Origin of the sequence: Microbacterium arabinogalactanolyticum, assembly GCF_030268005.1 — a bacterium.
In the GTDB taxonomy this organism is placed as follows: domain Bacteria; phylum Actinomycetota; class Actinomycetes; order Actinomycetales; family Microbacteriaceae; genus Microbacterium; species Microbacterium arabinogalactanolyticum.
Genome location: NZ_BRZC01000007.1, coordinates 1 through 17,353, shown reverse-complemented (window position 1 = coordinate 17,353; position 17,353 = coordinate 1). Strand labels below are relative to the sequence as shown.

Annotated in this window: 16 protein-coding genes and 1 riboswitch; of the genes, 14 read left to right on the top strand and 2 right to left on the bottom strand. The window is 71.2% G+C overall.

Going from position 1 to position 17,353, the window contains the following annotated elements:
* The first annotated feature begins 12 nt into the window (after nucleotides 1–12).
* From MIAR_RS11515 to MIAR_RS11460, 12 genes are all read left to right on the top strand, one after another.
* The gene (locus MIAR_RS11515) at nucleotides 13–597 is read left to right on the top strand and encodes a pyridoxine/pyridoxamine 5'-phosphate oxidase (RefSeq protein WP_285635857.1); all 585 of its coding nucleotides are present in this window, start codon (nucleotides 13–15) and stop codon (nucleotides 595–597) included.
* Nucleotides 594–1,022, top strand: a complete 429-nt coding sequence (locus MIAR_RS11510) for a cupin domain-containing protein (protein ID WP_285635854.1) — start codon at nucleotides 594–596, stop codon at nucleotides 1,020–1,022. Before MIAR_RS11515 ends, MIAR_RS11510 begins: the two co-directional genes overlap by 4 nt.
* Nucleotides 1,023–1,110: 88 nt before the next feature.
* The gene (locus MIAR_RS11505) at nucleotides 1,111–2,103 is read left to right on the top strand and encodes an NAD-dependent epimerase/dehydratase family protein (protein ID WP_285635851.1); all 993 of its coding nucleotides are present in this window, start codon (nucleotides 1,111–1,113) and stop codon (nucleotides 2,101–2,103) included.
* 80 nt (nucleotides 2,104–2,183) lie between these two features.
* Nucleotides 2,184–2,277: riboswitch (TPP riboswitch) on the top strand.
* On the top strand, nucleotides 2,269–3,117 hold the full coding sequence (gene thiM, locus MIAR_RS11500) for a hydroxyethylthiazole kinase (protein WP_285635848.1): 849 nt from the start codon (nucleotides 2,269–2,271) through the stop codon (nucleotides 3,115–3,117). It overlaps the preceding riboswitch by 9 nt.
* Nucleotides 3,114–5,237 (top strand): bifunctional hydroxymethylpyrimidine kinase/phosphomethylpyrimidine kinase, encoded by a 2,124-nt coding sequence (locus tag MIAR_RS11495; protein WP_285635845.1) that lies wholly within the window; start codon nucleotides 3,114–3,116, stop codon nucleotides 5,235–5,237. The genes thiM and MIAR_RS11495 overlap by 4 nt, the downstream gene beginning before the upstream one ends.
* A 281-nt stretch (nucleotides 5,238–5,518) precedes the next feature.
* Nucleotides 5,519–6,571: an N-acetyl-gamma-glutamyl-phosphate reductase gene (argC, locus tag MIAR_RS11490; RefSeq protein ID WP_285635842.1), complete on the top strand. Its 1,053-nt coding sequence runs from the start codon at nucleotides 5,519–5,521 to the stop codon at nucleotides 6,569–6,571.
* Complete coding sequence (gene argJ, locus MIAR_RS11485) at nucleotides 6,568–7,725, top strand: bifunctional glutamate N-acetyltransferase/amino-acid acetyltransferase ArgJ (protein ID WP_285635839.1); 1,158 nt, start codon at nucleotides 6,568–6,570, stop codon at nucleotides 7,723–7,725. The genes argC and argJ overlap by 4 nt, the downstream gene beginning before the upstream one ends.
* Entirely contained in the window at nucleotides 7,722–8,618 is an 897-nt protein-coding gene (argB, locus tag MIAR_RS11480; protein ID WP_285635836.1) for an acetylglutamate kinase, read from the top strand. Before argJ ends, argB begins: the two co-directional genes overlap by 4 nt.
* Nucleotides 8,615–9,820, top strand: coding sequence for an acetylornithine transaminase (locus MIAR_RS11475; protein WP_285635833.1), 1,206 nt, complete (start codon nucleotides 8,615–8,617; stop codon nucleotides 9,818–9,820). The genes argB and MIAR_RS11475 overlap by 4 nt, the downstream gene beginning before the upstream one ends.
* Nucleotides 9,817–10,752 carry an ornithine carbamoyltransferase gene (gene argF / locus MIAR_RS11470; RefSeq protein ID WP_285635830.1) on the top strand — a complete coding sequence of 312 codons (936 nt, stop codon included), beginning with the start codon at nucleotides 9,817–9,819 and terminating at the stop codon, nucleotides 10,750–10,752. Before MIAR_RS11475 ends, argF begins: the two co-directional genes overlap by 4 nt.
* Entirely contained in the window at nucleotides 10,749–12,176 is a 1,428-nt protein-coding gene (gene argH / locus MIAR_RS11465) for an argininosuccinate lyase (protein WP_285635827.1), read from the top strand. Before argF ends, argH begins: the two co-directional genes overlap by 4 nt.
* Nucleotides 12,177–12,236: 60 nt before the next feature.
* Nucleotides 12,237–12,881: a SatD family protein gene (locus tag MIAR_RS11460; protein WP_285635824.1), complete on the top strand. Its 645-nt coding sequence runs from the start codon at nucleotides 12,237–12,239 to the stop codon at nucleotides 12,879–12,881.
* Nucleotides 12,882–12,892: 11 nt separating this feature from the next.
* Here the strand turns inward: MIAR_RS11460 and MIAR_RS11455 are convergent, their stop codons facing one another.
* On the bottom strand, nucleotides 12,893–13,477 hold the full coding sequence (locus tag MIAR_RS11455; protein WP_285635821.1) for a hypothetical protein: 585 nt from the start codon (nucleotides 13,475–13,477) through the stop codon (nucleotides 12,893–12,895).
* 74 nt (nucleotides 13,478–13,551) lie between these two features.
* On the opposite strand from MIAR_RS11455, the gene tyrS reads away from it, so the two are divergent.
* Nucleotides 13,552–14,853 (top strand): tyrosine--tRNA ligase, encoded by a 1,302-nt coding sequence (tyrS, locus tag MIAR_RS11450; protein ID WP_285635819.1) that lies wholly within the window; start codon nucleotides 13,552–13,554, stop codon nucleotides 14,851–14,853.
* Nucleotides 14,854–14,865: 12 nt separating this feature from the next.
* Nucleotides 14,866–15,657, top strand: coding sequence for a DUF4184 family protein (locus MIAR_RS11445; protein ID WP_285635817.1), 792 nt, complete (start codon nucleotides 14,866–14,868; stop codon nucleotides 15,655–15,657).
* A gap of 16 nt (nucleotides 15,658–15,673) precedes the next feature.
* On the opposite strand, the gene MIAR_RS11440 is transcribed toward MIAR_RS11445, so the two are convergent.
* Entirely contained in the window at nucleotides 15,674–17,029 is a 1,356-nt protein-coding gene (locus MIAR_RS11440) for a CoA transferase (RefSeq protein WP_285635814.1), read from the bottom strand.
* Nucleotides 17,030–17,353: the final 324 nt, after the last annotated feature.

Below are 17,353 nucleotides of genomic sequence, written 5' to 3'. Positions count from 1 at the left end.
AGGCTCGAGGTCATGACCGACGCCGCGTGGCTGCGCAGCCTGCGCACGCTCTCCGGAGACGCCCCGGCATTCGACCCCGCTCGGGCCCCGGCCGATCCCGTCGTGCTGTTCCGCGACTGGCTGGCGGACGCCGTCGCACGCGGCATCGCCGAGCCGCACGCGATGACGCTGGCGACTGTGGACCCGGACGGGCTGCCGGATGCGAGGACCCTGATCCTGAAGGATGTCGGCGATGCCGGCTGGGCGTTCGCCGGGCATCGACACTCCGCCAAGGGCATGCAGCTCGGCGCCCGGCCTGCTGCCGCGCTGAGCTTCTGGTGGCAGCCGCTGGTCCGCGCGGTGCGCGTGCGCGGCAGCGTGCATGAGGCGTCGGCGGGGGAGTCGGCGGCTGATCTCGCCGCTCGTTCGCCCGCGGCCCGTGCCGGGATCGCGGCCGGCGACTGGGTGCTCTGGCGCGTCGTGCCGGAGCGCATCGAGTTCTGGCAGGGCGCGCAGGATCGTGACCATCTGCGGCTGGTGTACCGCCGGGGCGAGCACGGCTGGACCCGCGCGGTCGAGCGGGCGGAGAGCGGATCGGAAGAGAAGGAGAAGCGATGAGCGACTACCAGGTGACCGAGATCGGTGCGCTGCAGGACTGGCGTGCGTTCCATGGCGGTTTCGACGAGGCGCGCTCGCGCGACGGCCGCCGCGTCGTCGACCACGAGCTGACCATGCAGTACATCGGCATGACGGCGAACGCCCTGGTCCCGGGTGAGGAAGCCGGGTACTGGCACGTGCATGAGAAGGTCGAGGAGCTCTACGTCTTCCTCGCCGGGCGGGGCCAGATGGGCCTGGACGACGACGTCGTCGACGTGGAGGAGGGCACGGTCGTGCGCGTGGGTCAGGGCGTGTGGCGCACCTGGCGGGCACTGCCGGACAGCCCGGGCGAGCTGCGCTGGCTCTGCATCCGGGCCGGCGGTGAGCACCTTCCGCACATGCCCGACGACAGCCGTCGCGACCCGGACCGTCCGATGCCTTGGTGAATTCTCGCGTCCGTCCCCCGAAGACCGAGATGCTCTGCTGAGGGCGGAACCTCTTCCTGCACGGCGCGGAGACTGCTGTCATGGTCGTATGACACAGGTGCTCGTGCTCGGCGGAACAGGATGGCTCTCGGGACGGATCGCGGAGAGATGGCGGGATGCCGGCGCCCAGGTGACCTGCCTCGCGCGGGGCGGACGACCGGTGCCGGAAGGCGCGGTGCTGCTGCGCGGGGATCGCGATGATCCGGCGGTGTACGACCGCTTGAGCGAGCAGCACTGGGACGAGATCGTCGACATCTCCTCCCGGGCACGGCACGTGCGCGAGGCGGTCGCGGCGCTCGGTGCGAGCACGGCGCACTGGACCTACGTCTCGTCGATGTCGGCGTACTCCGACGACACGACCGTCGGGCTCGACGAAGCCGGGGCACTGCACGAGCCCGCGCAGGAGGGCGACGAGTACGAGTACGGCGCGGAGAAGGTCGCCGCGGAGCGCGCCGTGGCGGCGCTGGGGGAGCGGGCGTTCATCGTCCGGCCCGGCCTGATCGTCGGCGAAGGGGATCCCAGCGACCGCTTCGGGTACTGGGCGGCGGCGTTCGACCGCGCGGGGAACCGGCCCGTGCTCGTCCCCACCCTCGCCGACAGGTACACGCAGGTGATCGACGTCGACGACGTCGCCGAGCTGCTGGTGAGCGGGAGCAGGCACGGTATCGTCAACGCGATCGGCGACGCCCGGCCGCTCGTCGACGTCCTGAACCGCGTCCGCTCCGCCACCGGGCACACCGGGGAGCTGCTCGAGACCTCCGACGAGTGGCTGCGCGAGCACGGGGTGGACTACTGGATGGGGGAGCGCTCCCTGCCGCTGTGGCTCCCCGCCGACATGCCCGGTTTCGCGCGTCGGGACAACACTGCGTACAAGGCATCCGGTGGTCGTCTCACGCCGATCGACGACACGATCCGGCGCGTTCTCCAGGACGAGCGCGCCCGCGGTGTCGATCGCGAGCGCCGCGCGGGACTGACCCGCACGGAGGAGCAGGAGCTCATCGATCAGCTCGTGCGGGCCGACGCCGATCCGGCTGACGCCTGAGACGATCGGACGCCCGCCGCTGAGGACGGACGCCGGCGTCACCGGATGCTCCGCCGGTGACGGCGTTCGCTAGACTCACGAACAGTGACACGGGGTGCCGCATCCGCGGCTGAGAACAGACCCGTCGAACCTGATCTAGTTCGTACTAGCGAAGGGATGTCGCGAATGAGCGATCCTCTGCGTCCTGCATCCGCCCCCGGCCTCGTCACCGAGGCAGCCGACCTGCTGGGGGCGCTGCGCGCGGCCCCGCCCCTCACGCACTGCATCACGAACGCGGTGGTCACCGGCTTCACCGCCAACGTGCTGCTCGCCGTCGGCGCGGCCCCGGCGATGGTCGACATCGTCGGCGAGGCCGGCATGTTCGCGGGCATCGCCTCGGGCGTGCTGATCAACCTCGGCACACCGACACCTGAGCAGCGCGCGGCCGGCCTCGAAGCCGCCACCGGCGCGAACGCAGCAGGCACGCCCTGGGTGCTCGATCCCGTCGCGATCGGGGCGCTGCCGATCCGCACGGCCCTCGCACACGAGCTCGCGGAGCAGCGCCCGACCGCGATCCGCGGCAATGCATCCGAGATCCTCGCACTCGCCGGTCTCAGCGCCGGCGGTCGCGGCGTCGACGCGACCGACACGACGGATGCCGCAGCCGAGGCCGCGCGCGTGCTGGCGCACCGCCACGGCAGCGTCGTGGCGGTGTCCGGTCCCGTCGATCTCATCACCGACGGGGAGCGGGTGCTGCGGCTCGCGAACGGTGACGAGCTGCTCACCCGGGTGACCGGCGGCGGCTGTGCACTCGGGGCGGTGATGGCGGCCTTCCTCGGTGCCGCCCGCAGCACCGGCGCGGATGCCCTGATCGCCGTCGCGGCGGCGAGCCTCGTCTACACGATCGCCGCGGAGCGAGCGGCCGCGCGCTCCGCGGGACCGGGCAGCTTCGCCGTCGCGCTGCTCGATGACCTCGCCGGGCTGCACCCTGAGGACATCGCCACCGAGGCGCGCATCGAGGCGGGGACGCTGTGAACGCCGACCTCTCGCTGTACCTCGTCACCGACCCGACGCTGTGCGGCGATCGCGGGGTGTCCGAGACCGTGCGCCTGGCCGTCGACGGCGGCGCCCGAATCGTGCAGCTGCGCGACAAGGACGCGACGGATGCCGAGACCGCAGCTCGGCTGATCGAGCTGTCGCGCGTCATCGACGGCCGCGCGCTCCTCGTCGTGAACGACCGGCTCGACGCGGTGCTCGCCGCCCGCGAGGCCGGCGCCCGCGTCGACGGCGTGCACCTGGGACAGGACGACGCATCGGTGCTCCGCGCCCGCGCCGAGCTCGGCCCCGATGCGCTGATCGGTCTCACGGCCAACAGCCCCGAGCACCTCGAGGCCGTGCTCGCGCTTCCGGCGGGCACCGTCGACTACCTCGGAGTCGGCGTGATCCGCCCGACCAGCACCAAACCCGACCACCCGCCGGCACTCGGAGTGGACGGCTTCCGCGCGTTCGCGGACATGAGCCCGCTGCCCTGCGTCGCGATCGGCGGCGTGGGCATCGACGACACCGAGCAGCTGCGCGACGCCGGTGCGGCAGGACTCGCCGTCGTCTCGGCCCTGTGCGCGGCCGAGGACCCGGCGCAGCGAGCCGCCGAGTTCCTGAGCCGCTGGCGCGCCGCAGGCGTTCCCCGGGTGCTCAGCATCGCCGGCAGCGATCCGTCCGGCGGTGCGGGCATCCAGGCGGACCTGAAGTCCATCGCCGCGAACGGCGGCTACGGCATGGCGGCGATCACCGCACTCACCGCGCAGAACACACAGGGGGTGCGGGCTGTGCACGTGCCGCCGGCCGGGTTCCTGCGCGACCAGCTCGACGCGATCTCGGACGACGTCGTCATCGACGCGGTGAAGGTCGGGATGCTCGCGACCGCGGACGTCATCCGCGTCGTCGCCGGCTGGCTCGACACCGTGCGTCCGCCGATCGTCGTCATCGACCCCGTGATGATCGCCACCAGCGGCGACCGGCTGCTGGGCGCCGAGGCCGAGCAGGCGCTGGGTGATCTGCTGCGTCGCGCCGATGTGGTCACCCCGAACCTCTCCGAGCTCGGCGTACTGACCGGCCGGGAGGTCACCCGCTGGGAGGACGCGCTCGCCGCGGCATCCGTGCTCTCCGCCGCGATCGACACGCAGGTGCTCGTCAAGGGCGGTCACCTCGAGGGCGCCGACGCCCCGGACGCCCTCGTCGGACGCGGTCCGATCGTCGAGTTCCCGGGCGCCCGCATCGAGACCGCGAACACGCATGGCACCGGATGCTCGCTGTCCTCGGCGCTCGCCACCCGTCTGGCGCGCGGCGAATCGCCCGCAGAAGCCGTCGCCGGATCCCGGGCCTGGCTGCGCGAGGCGTTGCGCGCGAGCGACGAACTGCACGTAGGTCGCGGACACGGCCCCGCCAACCACTTCGCCGGGCTGTGGCGACGCGGCGGCCTCGAGACGTCACCGACGGCCCCGGACATCCGCTCGGACTGGTGGCGGAGCATCGCGGGCATCCGGCGCGACATCGACGAGCTGCCGTTCATCCGCGCCCTCGCCGACGGAACCCTCGATCGCGAGCTGTTCCTGGCCTACCTCGCGCAGGACGCCCTGTACCTGCGCGAGTACGCGCGCGTGCTGGCAGAGGCCGCCCGCCTGGCGCCCACCCCCGAGGAGCAGGCGTTCTGGGCAGAGTCCTCGCACGGCTCGATCGCGGGTGAGCTCGAGCTGCACGCCACGTGGCTGACGCCCGAGACGGGGATCTCGGCGGCGACCTTCGCCGCCGAGCCGAGCCCGGTGAACACCGCCTACCTCGATCACCTCCGCGCCGCCGCGTTCTCCGGCGACTACGGCGTGCTGATCGCGGCGGTCCTGCCGTGCTTCTGGCTGTACACGGATCTGGGACGCCGACTGCACGCCGGCGACTTCGGCGCATACGCGACCGACCCGCGGCATCCGTACGCCTCGTGGCTGGTGACGTACGCCGACCCCGCCTTCGCGATCGCCACCGAGCGGGCGATCGGCTATGTCGTCGCTGCGGCCGCGGGTGCCGACGGGGAGCGCCGGCGTCGCATGCACCGGGCGTTCGTCGCTGCGGCAGAGCACGAGAGGGCGTTCTTCGATCTGCGCTGAACTCGGCGGAGCGGGCGGCAGCGGAGAGTGTGACGCCGCGGATTTGCGGATGCTGCGCGATCGACGCTACTGTCGCGTCATGCCTTCGGCCGCACACATCACGCTGACGCCCCTTCCGGGCGTCGCTCCCGTGCGCCGACGCCGCGCCGGCCGCCGACTCTAGGCGACCCCGCGCAGCCCGTTCCGCGATGGTTCGAGGCCGGAGCCGGTGTCGCCGCCCCGGTCCACTGTCACTGGGTCATGCCCGTCATCGGGCGCGACTCGACCGTTAAGGTAGAACCATGACGTACTCCGTCGCCGTCTCCGGCGCATCAGGCTATGCAGGAGGCGAGATCCTGCGGCTTCTCGCCGCGCATCCCGACATCGAGATCCGCACCGTCACCGCGCACTCCAACGCCGGTCAGCCGCTCGTGCAGCATCAGCCGCACTTGCGCTCGCTCGCGCATCTCACGCTTCAGGACACCACCCCCGAGATCCTCGCCGGACACGACATCGTCTTCCTCGCGCTGCCGCACGGGCAGTCGGGGCAGTACACGGATGCTCTGGGCGAGGTGCCGCTCGTGATCGACGCGGGCGCCGACCACCGCCTCACCTCGCAGGATGCGTGGGACGCCTTCTACGGCGGCGCCTTCCACGATCCGTGGACCTACGGGGTCCCGGAGCTGCTCGTGGACGGCGGCAAGCAGCGCGACAACCTGCGCGGCGCGACGCGCATCGCGGCTCCCGGCTGCAACGCGTCGACCGTGAGCCTCAGCCTCGCCCCCGGAGTGGCGGCGGGTGTCATCGCTCCGTCCGACATCGTGACCGTCCTCGCCGTGGGGCCGTCCGGTGCAGGCAAGAGCCTGAAGACGCACCTGCTCGGCAGCGAGCTGCTCGGCACCGCCAACCCCTACGCGGTCGGCGGAACGCACCGGCACATCCCCGAGATCCGCCAGGCGCTCGCCGCGGCATCCGACGTCGAGCCCGCAGACATCCGCATCTCCTTCACCCCGGTGATCGTCCCGATGTCCCGCGGCATCCTCGCCACCTCGACGGCGCCGATCGCCGACGGCGCGACGGACGCGCAGATCCGCGACGCCTGGGAGTCCGCGTACGGCGACGAGACCTTCGTGCAGCTGCTGCCCGAAGGCCAGTTCCCGCGCACCGCCGACGTGCTGGGCGCCAACACCGCGCTGATGGGCATCGCCATCGACCGCGCGGCGAACCGCGTGACCGTCGTCACCGCGGTCGACAACCTCGTCAAGGGAACGGCCGGCGCCGCCGTGCAGTCCATGAACCTCGCGCTGGGCCTTCCCGAGGACCGCGCCCTCACCGTGAACGGAGTAGCGCCGTGAGCGTCACCGCACCCCAGGGATTCGAAGCAGCCGGCGTCGCCGTCGGTCTGAAGAGCACCGGCAAGCCGGACGTGGCCGTGGTCGTCAACCGCGGGCCCCGCAAGGTGGGAGCGGCGGTCTTCACCAGCAACCGCGCCAAGGCCAACCCCGTCCTGTGGTCGCAGCAGGTCATCGCCGACCGCACGGTCGAGGCGATCGTGCTGAACTCCGGTGGCGCGAACTGCTTCACCGGCGCGTTCGGGTTCCAGACCAGCCACCTCACCGCCGAGAAGGCCGCCGAGCTGCTCGAGGTGAGCGCCGGAGACATCCTGGTCTGTTCCACAGGCCTCATCGGCACCGGCGACGAGGTGTTCCGTGGCAAGGTGCTCGACGGCGTCGAGCAGGGCATCGCCTCGCTGTCCGCCGACGGCGGCCAGCTCGCCGCAGAGGCCATCATGACCACCGACACGGTCTCGAAGACCGCTGTCGTCACGCGCGACGGCTGGACGATCGGAGCGATGGCGAAGGGCGCGGGCATGCTCGCCCCCGGCCTCGCCACGATGCTCGTCGTCATCACCACGGATGCCGATCTCGAGGCATCCGAGGCCGACGCGGCGCTGCGCAGGGCGACGAACGTCAGCTTCGACCGGCTCGACTCGGACGGCTGCATGTCCACGAACGACCAGGTGACCCTGCTCGTGAGCGGTGCCAGCGGCATCCGTCCCGACCTGGACGACTTCGACGCCGCGCTCGCCGAGCTGTGCGTCGAGCTCGCGCAGAAGCTGCAGGGCGACGCCGAGGGCGCCAGCCACGACATCACCATCGAGGTCGTGAACGCCGTCACCGAGACCGACGCGGTCGAGGTCGGGCGCTCGGTCGCGCGCAACAACCTGTTCAAGGCGGCGATCTTCGGCAACGACCCGAACTGGGGCCGCGTGCTCGCCGCGATCGGCACCACCTGCGCGGAGTTCGACCCCTACGCCGTCGACGTCACGATGAACGGCATCCGCGTCTGCTCGAACGGCGGACCGGACCGTCCGCGCGAGGAGGTCGACCTGACCCCGCGCGCCACGCACCTGCTGATCGACCTGAAGGCGGGCGACGCCACCGCCACGATCCTCACCAACGACCTGACCCACGACTACGTGCACGAGAACAGCGCCTACGCCTCATGACCCAGCTCCAGGACACCGCACCCGAGGAGGCCGCCTACAAGGCCGCCACCCTCATCGAGTCACTGCCGTGGCTGAAGAAGTTCCGCGATCAGATCGTCGTGGTCAAGTACGGCGGCAACGCCATGGTCAGCGATGAGCTGCAGGACGCCTTCGCGCAGGACATCGCCTACCTGCGCTACGTGGGCGTGCAGCCCGTGGTCGTGCACGGCGGCGGTCCCCAGATCTCGACGATGCTGGACCGGCTCGACATCCCCAGCGAGTTCAAGGGCGGATACCGCGTCACCAACACCGAGGCGATCAGCGTCGTGCGCATGGTGCTCACCGGGCAGGTCAACCCGCAGCTGGTCGGCAAGATCAACTCGCACGGTCCCATCGCCACGGGCGTGAGCGGCGAGGATGCCGGCCTGTTCGGCGGACGCCGCCGCGGTGTGGTCATCGACGGTCAGGAGGTCGATCTGGGTCGCGTCGGCGACGTGGTGCAGGTCGATCCGACGCCGGTGCTGGACCATCTCGCGGCGGGACGGATCCCCGTGGTCTCTTCGATCGCGCCCGACCTGGATCACCCCGGGCAGTCGCTGAACGTGAACGCGGATGCCGCTGCGGCGGCGCTCGCCGTGGCCCTCGGCGCCCGCAAGCTGGTGATCCTGACGGATGTCGCCGGCCTGTACGCCGACTGGCCGAACCGCGACTCGCTCGTCTCGCACATCACCGCCGAGGCGCTCACCGAGATGCTTCCGGCGCTGGAGTCCGGGATGATCCCGAAGATGCGCGCCTGCCTGGACGCCGTGCAGGGCGGCGTGGACGCCGCCGCCATCATCGACGGACGCGTGCCGCACTCAGTGCTCGTCGAACTGTTCACCAGCAAGGGCATCGGCACGGAGGTCGTCGCATGAGCGACTGGAACGAGGACGCAGCACACGATCTGATGAGCCTGGGCGGCCGGTTCGCTCTGCTCACCCGCGGCGAGGGATCCTGGCTGTGGGATGCCGATGAGAAGCGCTACCTCGACTTCCTCGGCGGCATCGCGGTGAACTGCCTGGGCACCGCCCACCCGGTGTTCGTCGAGGCGGTCTCGAAGCAGGCCGCGACGCTCGCGCACGTGTCGAACTACTTCGCCAGCCCCGGCCAGCTCGAGCTCGCCGCACGACTCAAGCGTCTGGCGGGCACCGGCGACGCGGGCCGGGTGTTCCTCGCGAACTCCGGCAGCGAGGCCAACGAGATGGCCTTCAAGCTCGCCCGTCTGCACGGCAAGCCCTCCGGCCGCACGAAGATGATCGTCGTCGAGGGGGCGTTCCACGGCCGCACCATGGGTGCGCTGTCGCTCACGCCCAAGGCGATGTACCGCGATCCCTTCCTGCCCGCCGTCCCCGATGTGGTGACCGTGTCGCGCTCGATCGAGAGCCTCGAGGCGGCGTTCGCTGCCGGGGGAGTGGCGGCCATGATCGTCGAGCCCATCCAGGGCGAGGCGGGCGTCGTCGAGCTCCCCGAGGGCTTCCTCGCCCGTGCCAGGGAGCTGACGGCCGAGCACGACGCGCTGCTCATCCTCGACGAGGTGCAGACAGGTTCCGGGCGCACCGGCACGTGGTTCGCGTTCCAGCGCGAGGGCATCGTCCCCGACGCCGTGACGATGGCCAAGAGCATCGGTGCAGGCTTCCCGCTGAGCGCCCTCATCACGTTCGGCGCGGCCAGCGAGCTGTTCTACCCCGGCACTCACAACTCGACGTTCGGCGGCAACCCGCTGGCCGCTGCGGTGGCCAACGCCACGCTGGGCTTCATCGAGGAGACCGGCCTTCTCGACAACGTCAACGCGCGCGGCGCTCAGCTGCGTGCGGCGGTCGCGGACCTCCCGTTCGTGACCGGCACCACCGGGGCGGGGCTGCTCATCGGCATCCGCCTGTCCGCGCCCGTCGCCGCCGAGGTGCGAGCGGCCGCTCATGAACGCGGCCTGATCATCAATGCACCCACCGAGGACATCATCCGCATCGCCCCCGCGTACACGATCGGCGACGCCGAGGTGGCGGAGTTCCTCACCCTCTTCAGCGCGGCGCTCGACGCCACAGCATCCGCACACTCGACCATGGAGACCCCCGCATGACCCGCCACCTGCTTCGCGATGACGACCTGACCCCCGCCGAGCAGAGCGAGGTGCTGAATCTCGCGATCGAGCTGAAGAAGGACCGCTGGTCCAACAAGGCCCTCGCCGGCCCGCAGACGGTCGCCGTGATCTTCGACAAGTCCTCCACCCGCACCCGGGTGTCGTTCGCCGTCGGGATCGCGGACCTCGGCGGCTCGCCGCTGATCATCTCCACCGCCAACAGCCAGCTCGGCGGCAAGGAGACGCCGTCCGACACCGCCCGCGTGCTGGAGCGGCAGGTGGCGGCGATCGTGTGGCGCACCTACGCGCAGTCCGGTCTCGAGGAGATGGCGCGCGGCACCCGCGTGCCGGTCGTCAACGCGCTCTCGGACGACTTCCACCCCTGCCAGCTGCTGGCCGACCTGCTCACGATCCGCGAGCACAAGGGCGAGCTCAAGGGACTCACGCTGTCGTTCTACGGCGACGGCCGCAGCAACATGGCGCACTCCTACCTGCTCGCCTGCGTCACCGCCGGAATGCACGTGCGCGTGGCCGCGCCGGATGCCTACGCACCCCGCCCGGACGTGGTCGCCGCCGCCGAGAAGCGCGCCGCCGAGACGGGCGGATCCGTCACCCTGCTCACGGACCCGCGCGAGGCGGCGCTCGGCGCCGACATCGTCGTGACCGACACCTGGGTGTCGATGGGCAAGGAGGAGGAGAAGATCGAGCGGCTCCGCGACCTGGGCGGCTACAAGGTCACCACCGAGATCATGGACCTCGCCGATCCCGAGGCCATCTTCATCCACTGCCTGCCCGCCGATCGCGGCTACGAGGTGGACTCCGAGGTCATCGACGGGCCGCAGAGCGTGGTCTGGGACGAGGCCGAGAACCGCCTGCACGCGCAGAAGGCGCTGCTGGTCTGGCTCCTGGGCAAGCAGGAGGACGCCGCATGAGCTCCGAGGCGCACGGCACGAACGAGGGCGCTCTCTGGGGTGCACGGTTCGCGGGCGGTCCGTCGCCCGAGCTCGCCGAGCTGAGCCGGTCCACGCACTTCGACTGGATTCTCGCCCCGTACGACATCGCGGGGTCCCACGCGCACGCCACGGCTCTCGAGGCCGCCGGGTACCTGGAGGCGGAGGAGGCGCGCATCATGCACGCCGGCCTCGACGCCCTCGCCGCGAGGATCGCGGACGGCACGCTGCTGCCCGACCCGGGCGACGAGGACGTGCACGGCGCGCTCGAGAAGGCGCTGATCGCCGAGATCGGTCCCGAAGTGGGCGGGCGCCTGCGCGCCGGCCGCAGCCGCAACGATCAGATCGCGACGCTCGTGCGCATGTACCTGATCGATCACGCCCGGGTGATCGCCCGCGACCTGCTGCGCGTCATCGACGCCCTGGTCGCGCAGGCCGAGGCGCACCCGGATGCCATCCTCCCGGGGCGCACGCACCTGCAGCACGCTCAGCCGGTGCTGCTCGCACACCACCTGCAGGCGCACGCCTGGCCCCTGGTGCGCGAACTGGAGCGCCTGGTCGACTGGCGTCGCCGCGCCGGCTTCTCGCCCTATGGCGGGGGAGCGCTGGCCGGGTCCACTCTCGGTCTCGACCCGGCGCTCGTGGCTCGCGAGCTGGGGCTGGACCGTCCCGCGGAGAACTCGCTGGACGGCACCGCCGCTCGCGACGTGGTCGCGGAGTTCGCGTTCATCGCCGCGATGACGGGCATCGACCTGTCCCGCCTGTCGGAGGAGATCATCCTCTGGAACACCCGCGAGTTCGGATTCGTCACGCTCGACGACGCGTACTCCACCGGGTCCAGCATCATGCCGCAGAAGAAGAACCCCGACATCGCCGAGCTCGCGCGCGGCAAGTCCGGCCGCCTGATCGGCAACCTGACCGGGCTGCTCGCCACGCTCAAGGGCCTTCCGCTCGCGTACAACCGCGACCTGCAGGAGGACAAGGAGCCGGTCTTCGACTCGGTCCGCACCCTCGAGGTCGTGCTGCCGGCGTTCGCGGGCATGATCGCCACGCTGCGCTTCGACACGGCGCGCATGGCTGAGCTCGCACCGCAGGGCTTCTCGCTGGCGACGGACGTCGCCGAGTGGCTGGTCAAGCAGCGCGTGCCGTTCCGCGACGCGCACGAGATCTCCGGTGCGCTGGTGCGAGCCTGCGAGGAGCGCGGGATCGGGCTGGAGGATGCCGATGACGAGCTGCTGCGCTCGGTGTCGGAGCACCTGACTCCGGCCGTCCGTGACGTGCTCTCGATCGAGGGCTCGGTGGCGTCACGCACCGGCGCCGGCGGCACGGCTCCTGTGCGAGTGGCCGAGCAGCGGGCTGAGCTCGTGGCGCGCACGCAGGCCGCGGCACACGCTCTGGGTCTCTGATATTCACGGAACATCAGGCTTCTCCTTATATTCCTGAAATATCAGTGATAAGCTGATCGCATGGCAGTCGTCGTGACAGCCGACATCATCGGCTCCCGCAGACTCCTCGACAGGGGAGACGCGCAGAGCGCCCTCGACGCGGCGATCGCACAGGTGGAGCGAGACCTCCCCGTGGCGGTCGAGGGAATGCGTCCGACCGTGGGCGACGAGCAGCAGGCCGTCTATCCGACGCTGGAGGCGGCGCTCGGGACCATTCTGCTGCTGCGGCTCGCACTGCCCGACGGTGTCGAGTTCCGCTACGGGATCGGCGTCGGGGAGGTGGGAACCGTTCCCTCCACGGCATCCGATCGGGGGATCTCCGACGGCCCCGGCTGGTGGGCGGCGCGCAGCGCGATCGAGCAGGTGGAGACGCTCCAGCGGCGCACCGCGCCGCAGGCGCGGACCTGGGTCGTCGCCCATGAGAGCACGGACGAGGTGTCGCCGGACGCCGTCCGCTGGGCGAACGCCTATCTTCTTTCCAGGGACGAGCTGGTCGGAGCGATGAGCGAGCGCACCCGTCGTCTCGCCTACGGCCGCTGCCTCTCCCGCACTCAGTCCGAACTCGCCGCGTCCGAGGGCATCACGCAGTCGGCGGTGTCCCAGGCGCTGTCGTCATCGGGGGCGGGCAGCGTCGTGGAGGGGTTCCGGCTGCTCGAGCTGACCTGAACGGAGCGCGCTCAGACGAGCGCGAGACGGATCACCGTGCCGACCGCGCCGGCCCAGAGCAGACTGGCGAGCGTACCGATGATGAAGCGCTCCCTGGCCTCGGCCTCGGCGAGCTCCGGGAACCGGCCGATGCCCTTCACCGCGATGATCGCGGCGATGGCCTCGGGGAAGCCCACCGCGATCGCCACCACGGTGCAGATGCGCTCCAGGTAGCCGATGACGGTGCCGCCGCGCATGAGGGTCCGCGCGTGCGCGGGGTCGGCATCGTGCGAGGCGAGGATCACGATGCCGCCGTCCTCGGTCTCGCGCACGCGGTTGCCTGCGGCGATATCGAGCGCGCGCCGGGTGAACGGATTGCCGCCGACCGTCGCGGCGGCGAACCCCAGCACGGTGATCGGCACGCCCAGCAGGGGCGTCGCGCCCGGAGGCAGGACCACGACGATGGTCAGCGCGGCCGCCACGAGCGCACCGCCGACGGCGGCCAGGACGGTCGACGGCCGGCGCAGCCCCACGAGCGAGAGCACGAGCGTCACCAGCAGCACCACCACGATCGCTGAGGCCAGCACTGCGGAGGCGAAGGGGTCCAGGGACGGCATGCCGCCAGCATGGCACGGGCATCCGACGTCACGCGGGAGCGGAGCGCGCGATCCGCGCTGATAGCCTGGAACGCGTGTCGAATCCCGCTCTGACGACCGCCTCCGTGGCGCTCGATCCCACGTTCGAGAACGTGTGGGACGAGCTGCTGTGGCGCGGCCTCGTCCACGTGTCCACCGATCAGGAGGCGCTGCGCGCCCTTCTCGCCGGGGACCCGATCACGTATTACTGCGGCTTCGACCCGACGGCCCCCAGCCTGCACCTCGGCAACCTCGTGCAGCTGCTGCTGCTGCGCCGTCTGCAGCTCGCCGGGCACAAGCCCCTCGGACTCGTCGGCGGTTCCACCGGCCTGATCGGCGACCCCCGCCCGACCGCGGAGCGCACGCTGAACACGCGCGAGACGGTCGAGGAGTGGGTGGGCCGGCTGCGCGCCCAGGTCGAGCGCTTCCTCAGCTTCGAGGGCGAGAACGCCGCGCGCATGGTCAACAACCTCGACTGGACCGCGCCGATGAGCGCCATCGACTTCCTGCGCGAGATCGGCAAGCACTACCGCGTCGGCACGATGCTGAAGAAGGACGCGGTCGCCGCGCGCCTGAACTCGGACGCCGGGATCAGCTACACGGAGTTCAGCTACCAGATCCTGCAGGGCATGGACTTCCTGGAGCTCTACCGCCTGTACGGCTGCGTGCTGCAGACCGGCGGCTCCGACCAGTGGGGCAACCTCACCAGCGGCACCGACCTGATCCACCGCGTCGAGGGGGTGTCCGCGCACGCGATCGGGACGCCGCTGATCACGAACAGCGACGGCACCAAGTTCGGCAAGAGCGAGGGCAACGCCATCTGGCTGGACGCCGAGATGTGCAGCCCGTACCGGATGTACCAGTTCTGGCTCGGGACGACGGACGCCGATGTCGTCGACCGGCTGAAGGTCTTCACGTTCCTGACGCGCGCCGAGATCGAGGAGTACGCGGCCCTGGTCGAGTCCGAGCCGTTCCGCCGTGCCGCGCAGAAGCGTCTCGCGCTCGAGGTGTGCGTGACGGTGCACGGGGCGGAGGCGACGGCCGCCGTGATCGCGGCATCCGAGGCGCTGTTCGGCCAGGGGGACCTGTCCGCGCTGGACGCGGCCACGCTGCGCACCGCCCTCGAGGAGCTCCCGAACGCGACGGTCGCCGCCGGCACGCCGGTCGCCGAGGCCCTCGTCGCCACGGGACTGGTCTCCAGCGTCTCCGAGGCGCGCCGCGCGATCTCGCAGGGCGGGGTCTCGCTGGACGGCGAGCGGGTCGCGGACGACTCGGCGACCGTGCAGGGCTCGCTGCCCGGCGGTGTGTCCGTGCTGCGTCGCGGCAAGAAGACGCTCGCGGGCGTGTTCCTCGGCTGACCCGGCGAATCGATGCCCTTCACGCCCAGCCACGCGATCGTCGCGCTGCCCTTCGTGCGCACGCCGCTGGTGCCGGCGGCGATCGCGGTCGGGGCGATGACACCGGACCTGCCGCTCTTCCTGCGCGGACTCGGGCCGTCGTACGGGTTCACGCATTCCACGACGAACATCGTCTGGACGGCGCTGATCGCCCTCGGCCTGCTGGCCGTGTGGCGGTTGGTGCTGCGGCCGGCGCTGGTGCATCTCGCTCCGGATGCCGTGGCCGCGCGTCTTCCGGATGCCTGGCGCCGGACCGGTCGTGACGCGGCGCTCGAGCTGTTCGCGTCCCGCGAGAAGCCGGGCTACCCGCTCCTGCTGGTCATCTCGCTGCTGATCGGGGTGCTCTCGCACATCGCCTGGGACCTGTTCACGCACGAAGGCCGCTGGGGCGTCGAGGCGATCCCCGCGCTGCAGCAGTCCTGGGGCCCGATGCCCGGATACAAGTGGCTGCAGCACGGTTCGAGCGCCGTCGGCCTGCTGCTCCTCGGCGTATGCGCGGTGCTGTGGCTGCGTCGGCGGGGCATCGTGTATCGGCCGCGGATGCTGCCCGCCTGGGTGCGCTGGAGCTGGTACCTGACGTTGCCGGTGTTCCTGATCGGGGGCTGGCTCATCGGGCTGTCCGTCTACGGGCCGCCGGGCGAATCGCTCAGCGTGCAGCAGCTGGCCTACCGGACGCTGCCGCTCGCGTCGGGCCTGTGGGGACTGATGACGCTCGCCCTCTGCGTGGTGGTCGTGCTGCTCTCCGGTCGCCGCCGTACAGTCTGATCACCACTCCGTCTGATCACCACTCGGGCGCATCGGCGCCCCACGGGCGCGGAGCGGCGAACCGCACCGGTCCGCCCTGCCAGCGCACGGCGGGCTCGCCCGTCGTGACGCTGTGCCCGCCGACCTCGAACTCCTGCGTCCGGACCTCGTGCTCCGGCGCTCGATGCGGCTCTCCCCGGGGCATCCCGAGCAGCTCGGCGGCCACCCGCCGCAGCGAGGTGCGCACGTACCAGGAGCCGCCCACCTCCTCACGCCGGCACAGCGCTGCGGCGATCCCCGCGGCGAGCAGATATCCGGCCGAATGGTCCAGCGCCTGCGCAGGCAGCGCGCCGGGGACCCGTCCGTCGGCCGAGTCCGCCCACGAGATGCCGCAGGCCGCCTGCACGATGCTGTCGAACCCTCGGGCGGAGTCGTCGCCGGGCCAGGCGCTCAGCTGCGCGACGACGAGCTGCGGATACCGGGAGACCAGCGACCGAGGATCCAGGCCGAGCCGGCGCAGTCCGTCCGGACGATAGCCGAGCACGATCACGTCGGCATCGGCGAGCAGCGCATCGAAGCGCTCGCGATCCGCAGCGATGTCCAGGAGAGCGGTCCGCTTGCCGTGACCGGTGTCGAAGTGCTGCCAGCTGATCTCCTCCCGCAATGGAGGGTCGAGTCGCAGCACCTCGGCACCGGCGAAAGCCAGAGTGCGCGTCGCGACAGGACCGGCGATCACTCGGGTCAGGTCGAGCACGCGGATGCCCGACAGGGGTGAGGCCGCCGTGGGGCGGGGGAGTGCGCGCGGTCGGGAGTCGCCGAGTCGGGACACCTGGATCAGCGGAGTGGTCCGCAGCGCGGCATCCTCGCGCGGATCCTCCTGTCGCACAGGGACGCAGAGACCGCCGTGCGCCTGGACGGCAGTCATCGCCTGCACGGATGTCATCGTGCGCAGCGCCGAGGCGACCTCGTCGGGGGTGACGCCGTCCCCAAGACGGAGGCCTGTGCGGAGGGCGGCGGCATGGTGCGCGTAGTTGCCGTGCGTGCGCACCCACCCGTCAGCGGTGCGCCAGAACCCCGAGAGAGGAGCGAACCCCTCGATCGCCTCGCCGTCCACGCGCAGGTGCCGGTCGCTGCGATAGGCCGCGGCCACGAGGTCGGGATCGGGGAGGAGCGGATGCCCGTCCTCGGCCGACGCTGTCGCGATCGCGGTCGCCGCGGCTCCGATGCTGGTCCAGGCGAGCTCGCCCGCGGCGAGATGGGAGGGCAGCTGTACGGCCGACGCCGCGCCGGCGGGGAGCGTGAGAGCGTCGGCGCGCAGACCCAGCTCCGCCAGCACACGGGGGAGGAGCCCGGAATCCTGCGGCCGGAGCGGGGTGTCACTGGTGGGTCCCATGACGCGAGACTACGTCGGCGGGAGGCGCGACACGCCCGGGATACGGGGCTGATTTGCCGGATGCCCGGGATCCACGTAAATTATTACTTGTTCGCCCCAAGCGGTTGAGCGGAAGGCCTGAAGGCCTGGCTCCCCTCCAAGCAGCGAACACAAATCCTCAACTTCCACTGGCGGCTTCGCTGGTGTAAGGTAGAGGTTCCGGCTCCGGAACGACTGGTCAACAGTCCTGGATCTGCCGGGTAAGATTGTGAAGTTGCCCTGCGCTTCTTGCCCTGATGGGGTGGGTGTGTGGGTGCGTCCGATCCTTGAGAACTCAACAGCGTG

What these genes read in the sequence shown, in the direction of transcription:
- MIAR_RS11510 (WP_285635854.1), top strand. Translation starts at nt 594, where the DNA reads ATGAGCGACTACCAGGTGACCGAGATCGGTGCGCTGCAGGACTGGCGT.
- argF (WP_285635830.1), top strand. Translation starts at nt 9,817, where the DNA reads ATGACCCGCCACCTGCTTCGCGATGACGACCTGACCCCCGCCGAGCAG.
- argB (WP_285635836.1), top strand. Translation starts at nt 7,722, where the DNA reads ATGACCCAGCTCCAGGACACCGCACCCGAGGAGGCCGCCTACAAGGCC.
- MIAR_RS11515 (WP_285635857.1), top strand. Translation starts at nt 13, where the DNA reads ATGACCGACGCCGCGTGGCTGCGCAGCCTGCGCACGCTCTCCGGAGAC.
- MIAR_RS11440 (WP_285635814.1), bottom strand. Translation starts at nt 17,029, where the DNA reads ATGGGACCCACCAGTGACACCCCGCTCCGGCCGCAGGATTCCGGGCTC.
- MIAR_RS11475 (WP_285635833.1), top strand. Translation starts at nt 8,615, where the DNA reads ATGAGCGACTGGAACGAGGACGCAGCACACGATCTGATGAGCCTGGGC.
- MIAR_RS11460 (WP_285635824.1), top strand. Translation starts at nt 12,237, where the DNA reads ATGGCAGTCGTCGTGACAGCCGACATCATCGGCTCCCGCAGACTCCTC.
- argC (WP_285635842.1), top strand. Translation starts at nt 5,519, where the DNA reads ATGACGTACTCCGTCGCCGTCTCCGGCGCATCAGGCTATGCAGGAGGC.
- argH (WP_285635827.1), top strand. Translation starts at nt 10,749, where the DNA reads ATGAGCTCCGAGGCGCACGGCACGAACGAGGGCGCTCTCTGGGGTGCA.
- thiM (WP_285635848.1), top strand. Translation starts at nt 2,269, where the DNA reads ATGAGCGATCCTCTGCGTCCTGCATCCGCCCCCGGCCTCGTCACCGAG.
- MIAR_RS11505 (WP_285635851.1), top strand. Translation starts at nt 1,111, where the DNA reads ATGACACAGGTGCTCGTGCTCGGCGGAACAGGATGGCTCTCGGGACGG.
- MIAR_RS11445 (WP_285635817.1), top strand. Translation starts at nt 14,866, where the DNA reads ATGCCCTTCACGCCCAGCCACGCGATCGTCGCGCTGCCCTTCGTGCGC.
- MIAR_RS11455 (WP_285635821.1), bottom strand. Translation starts at nt 13,477, where the DNA reads ATGCCGTCCCTGGACCCCTTCGCCTCCGCAGTGCTGGCCTCAGCGATC.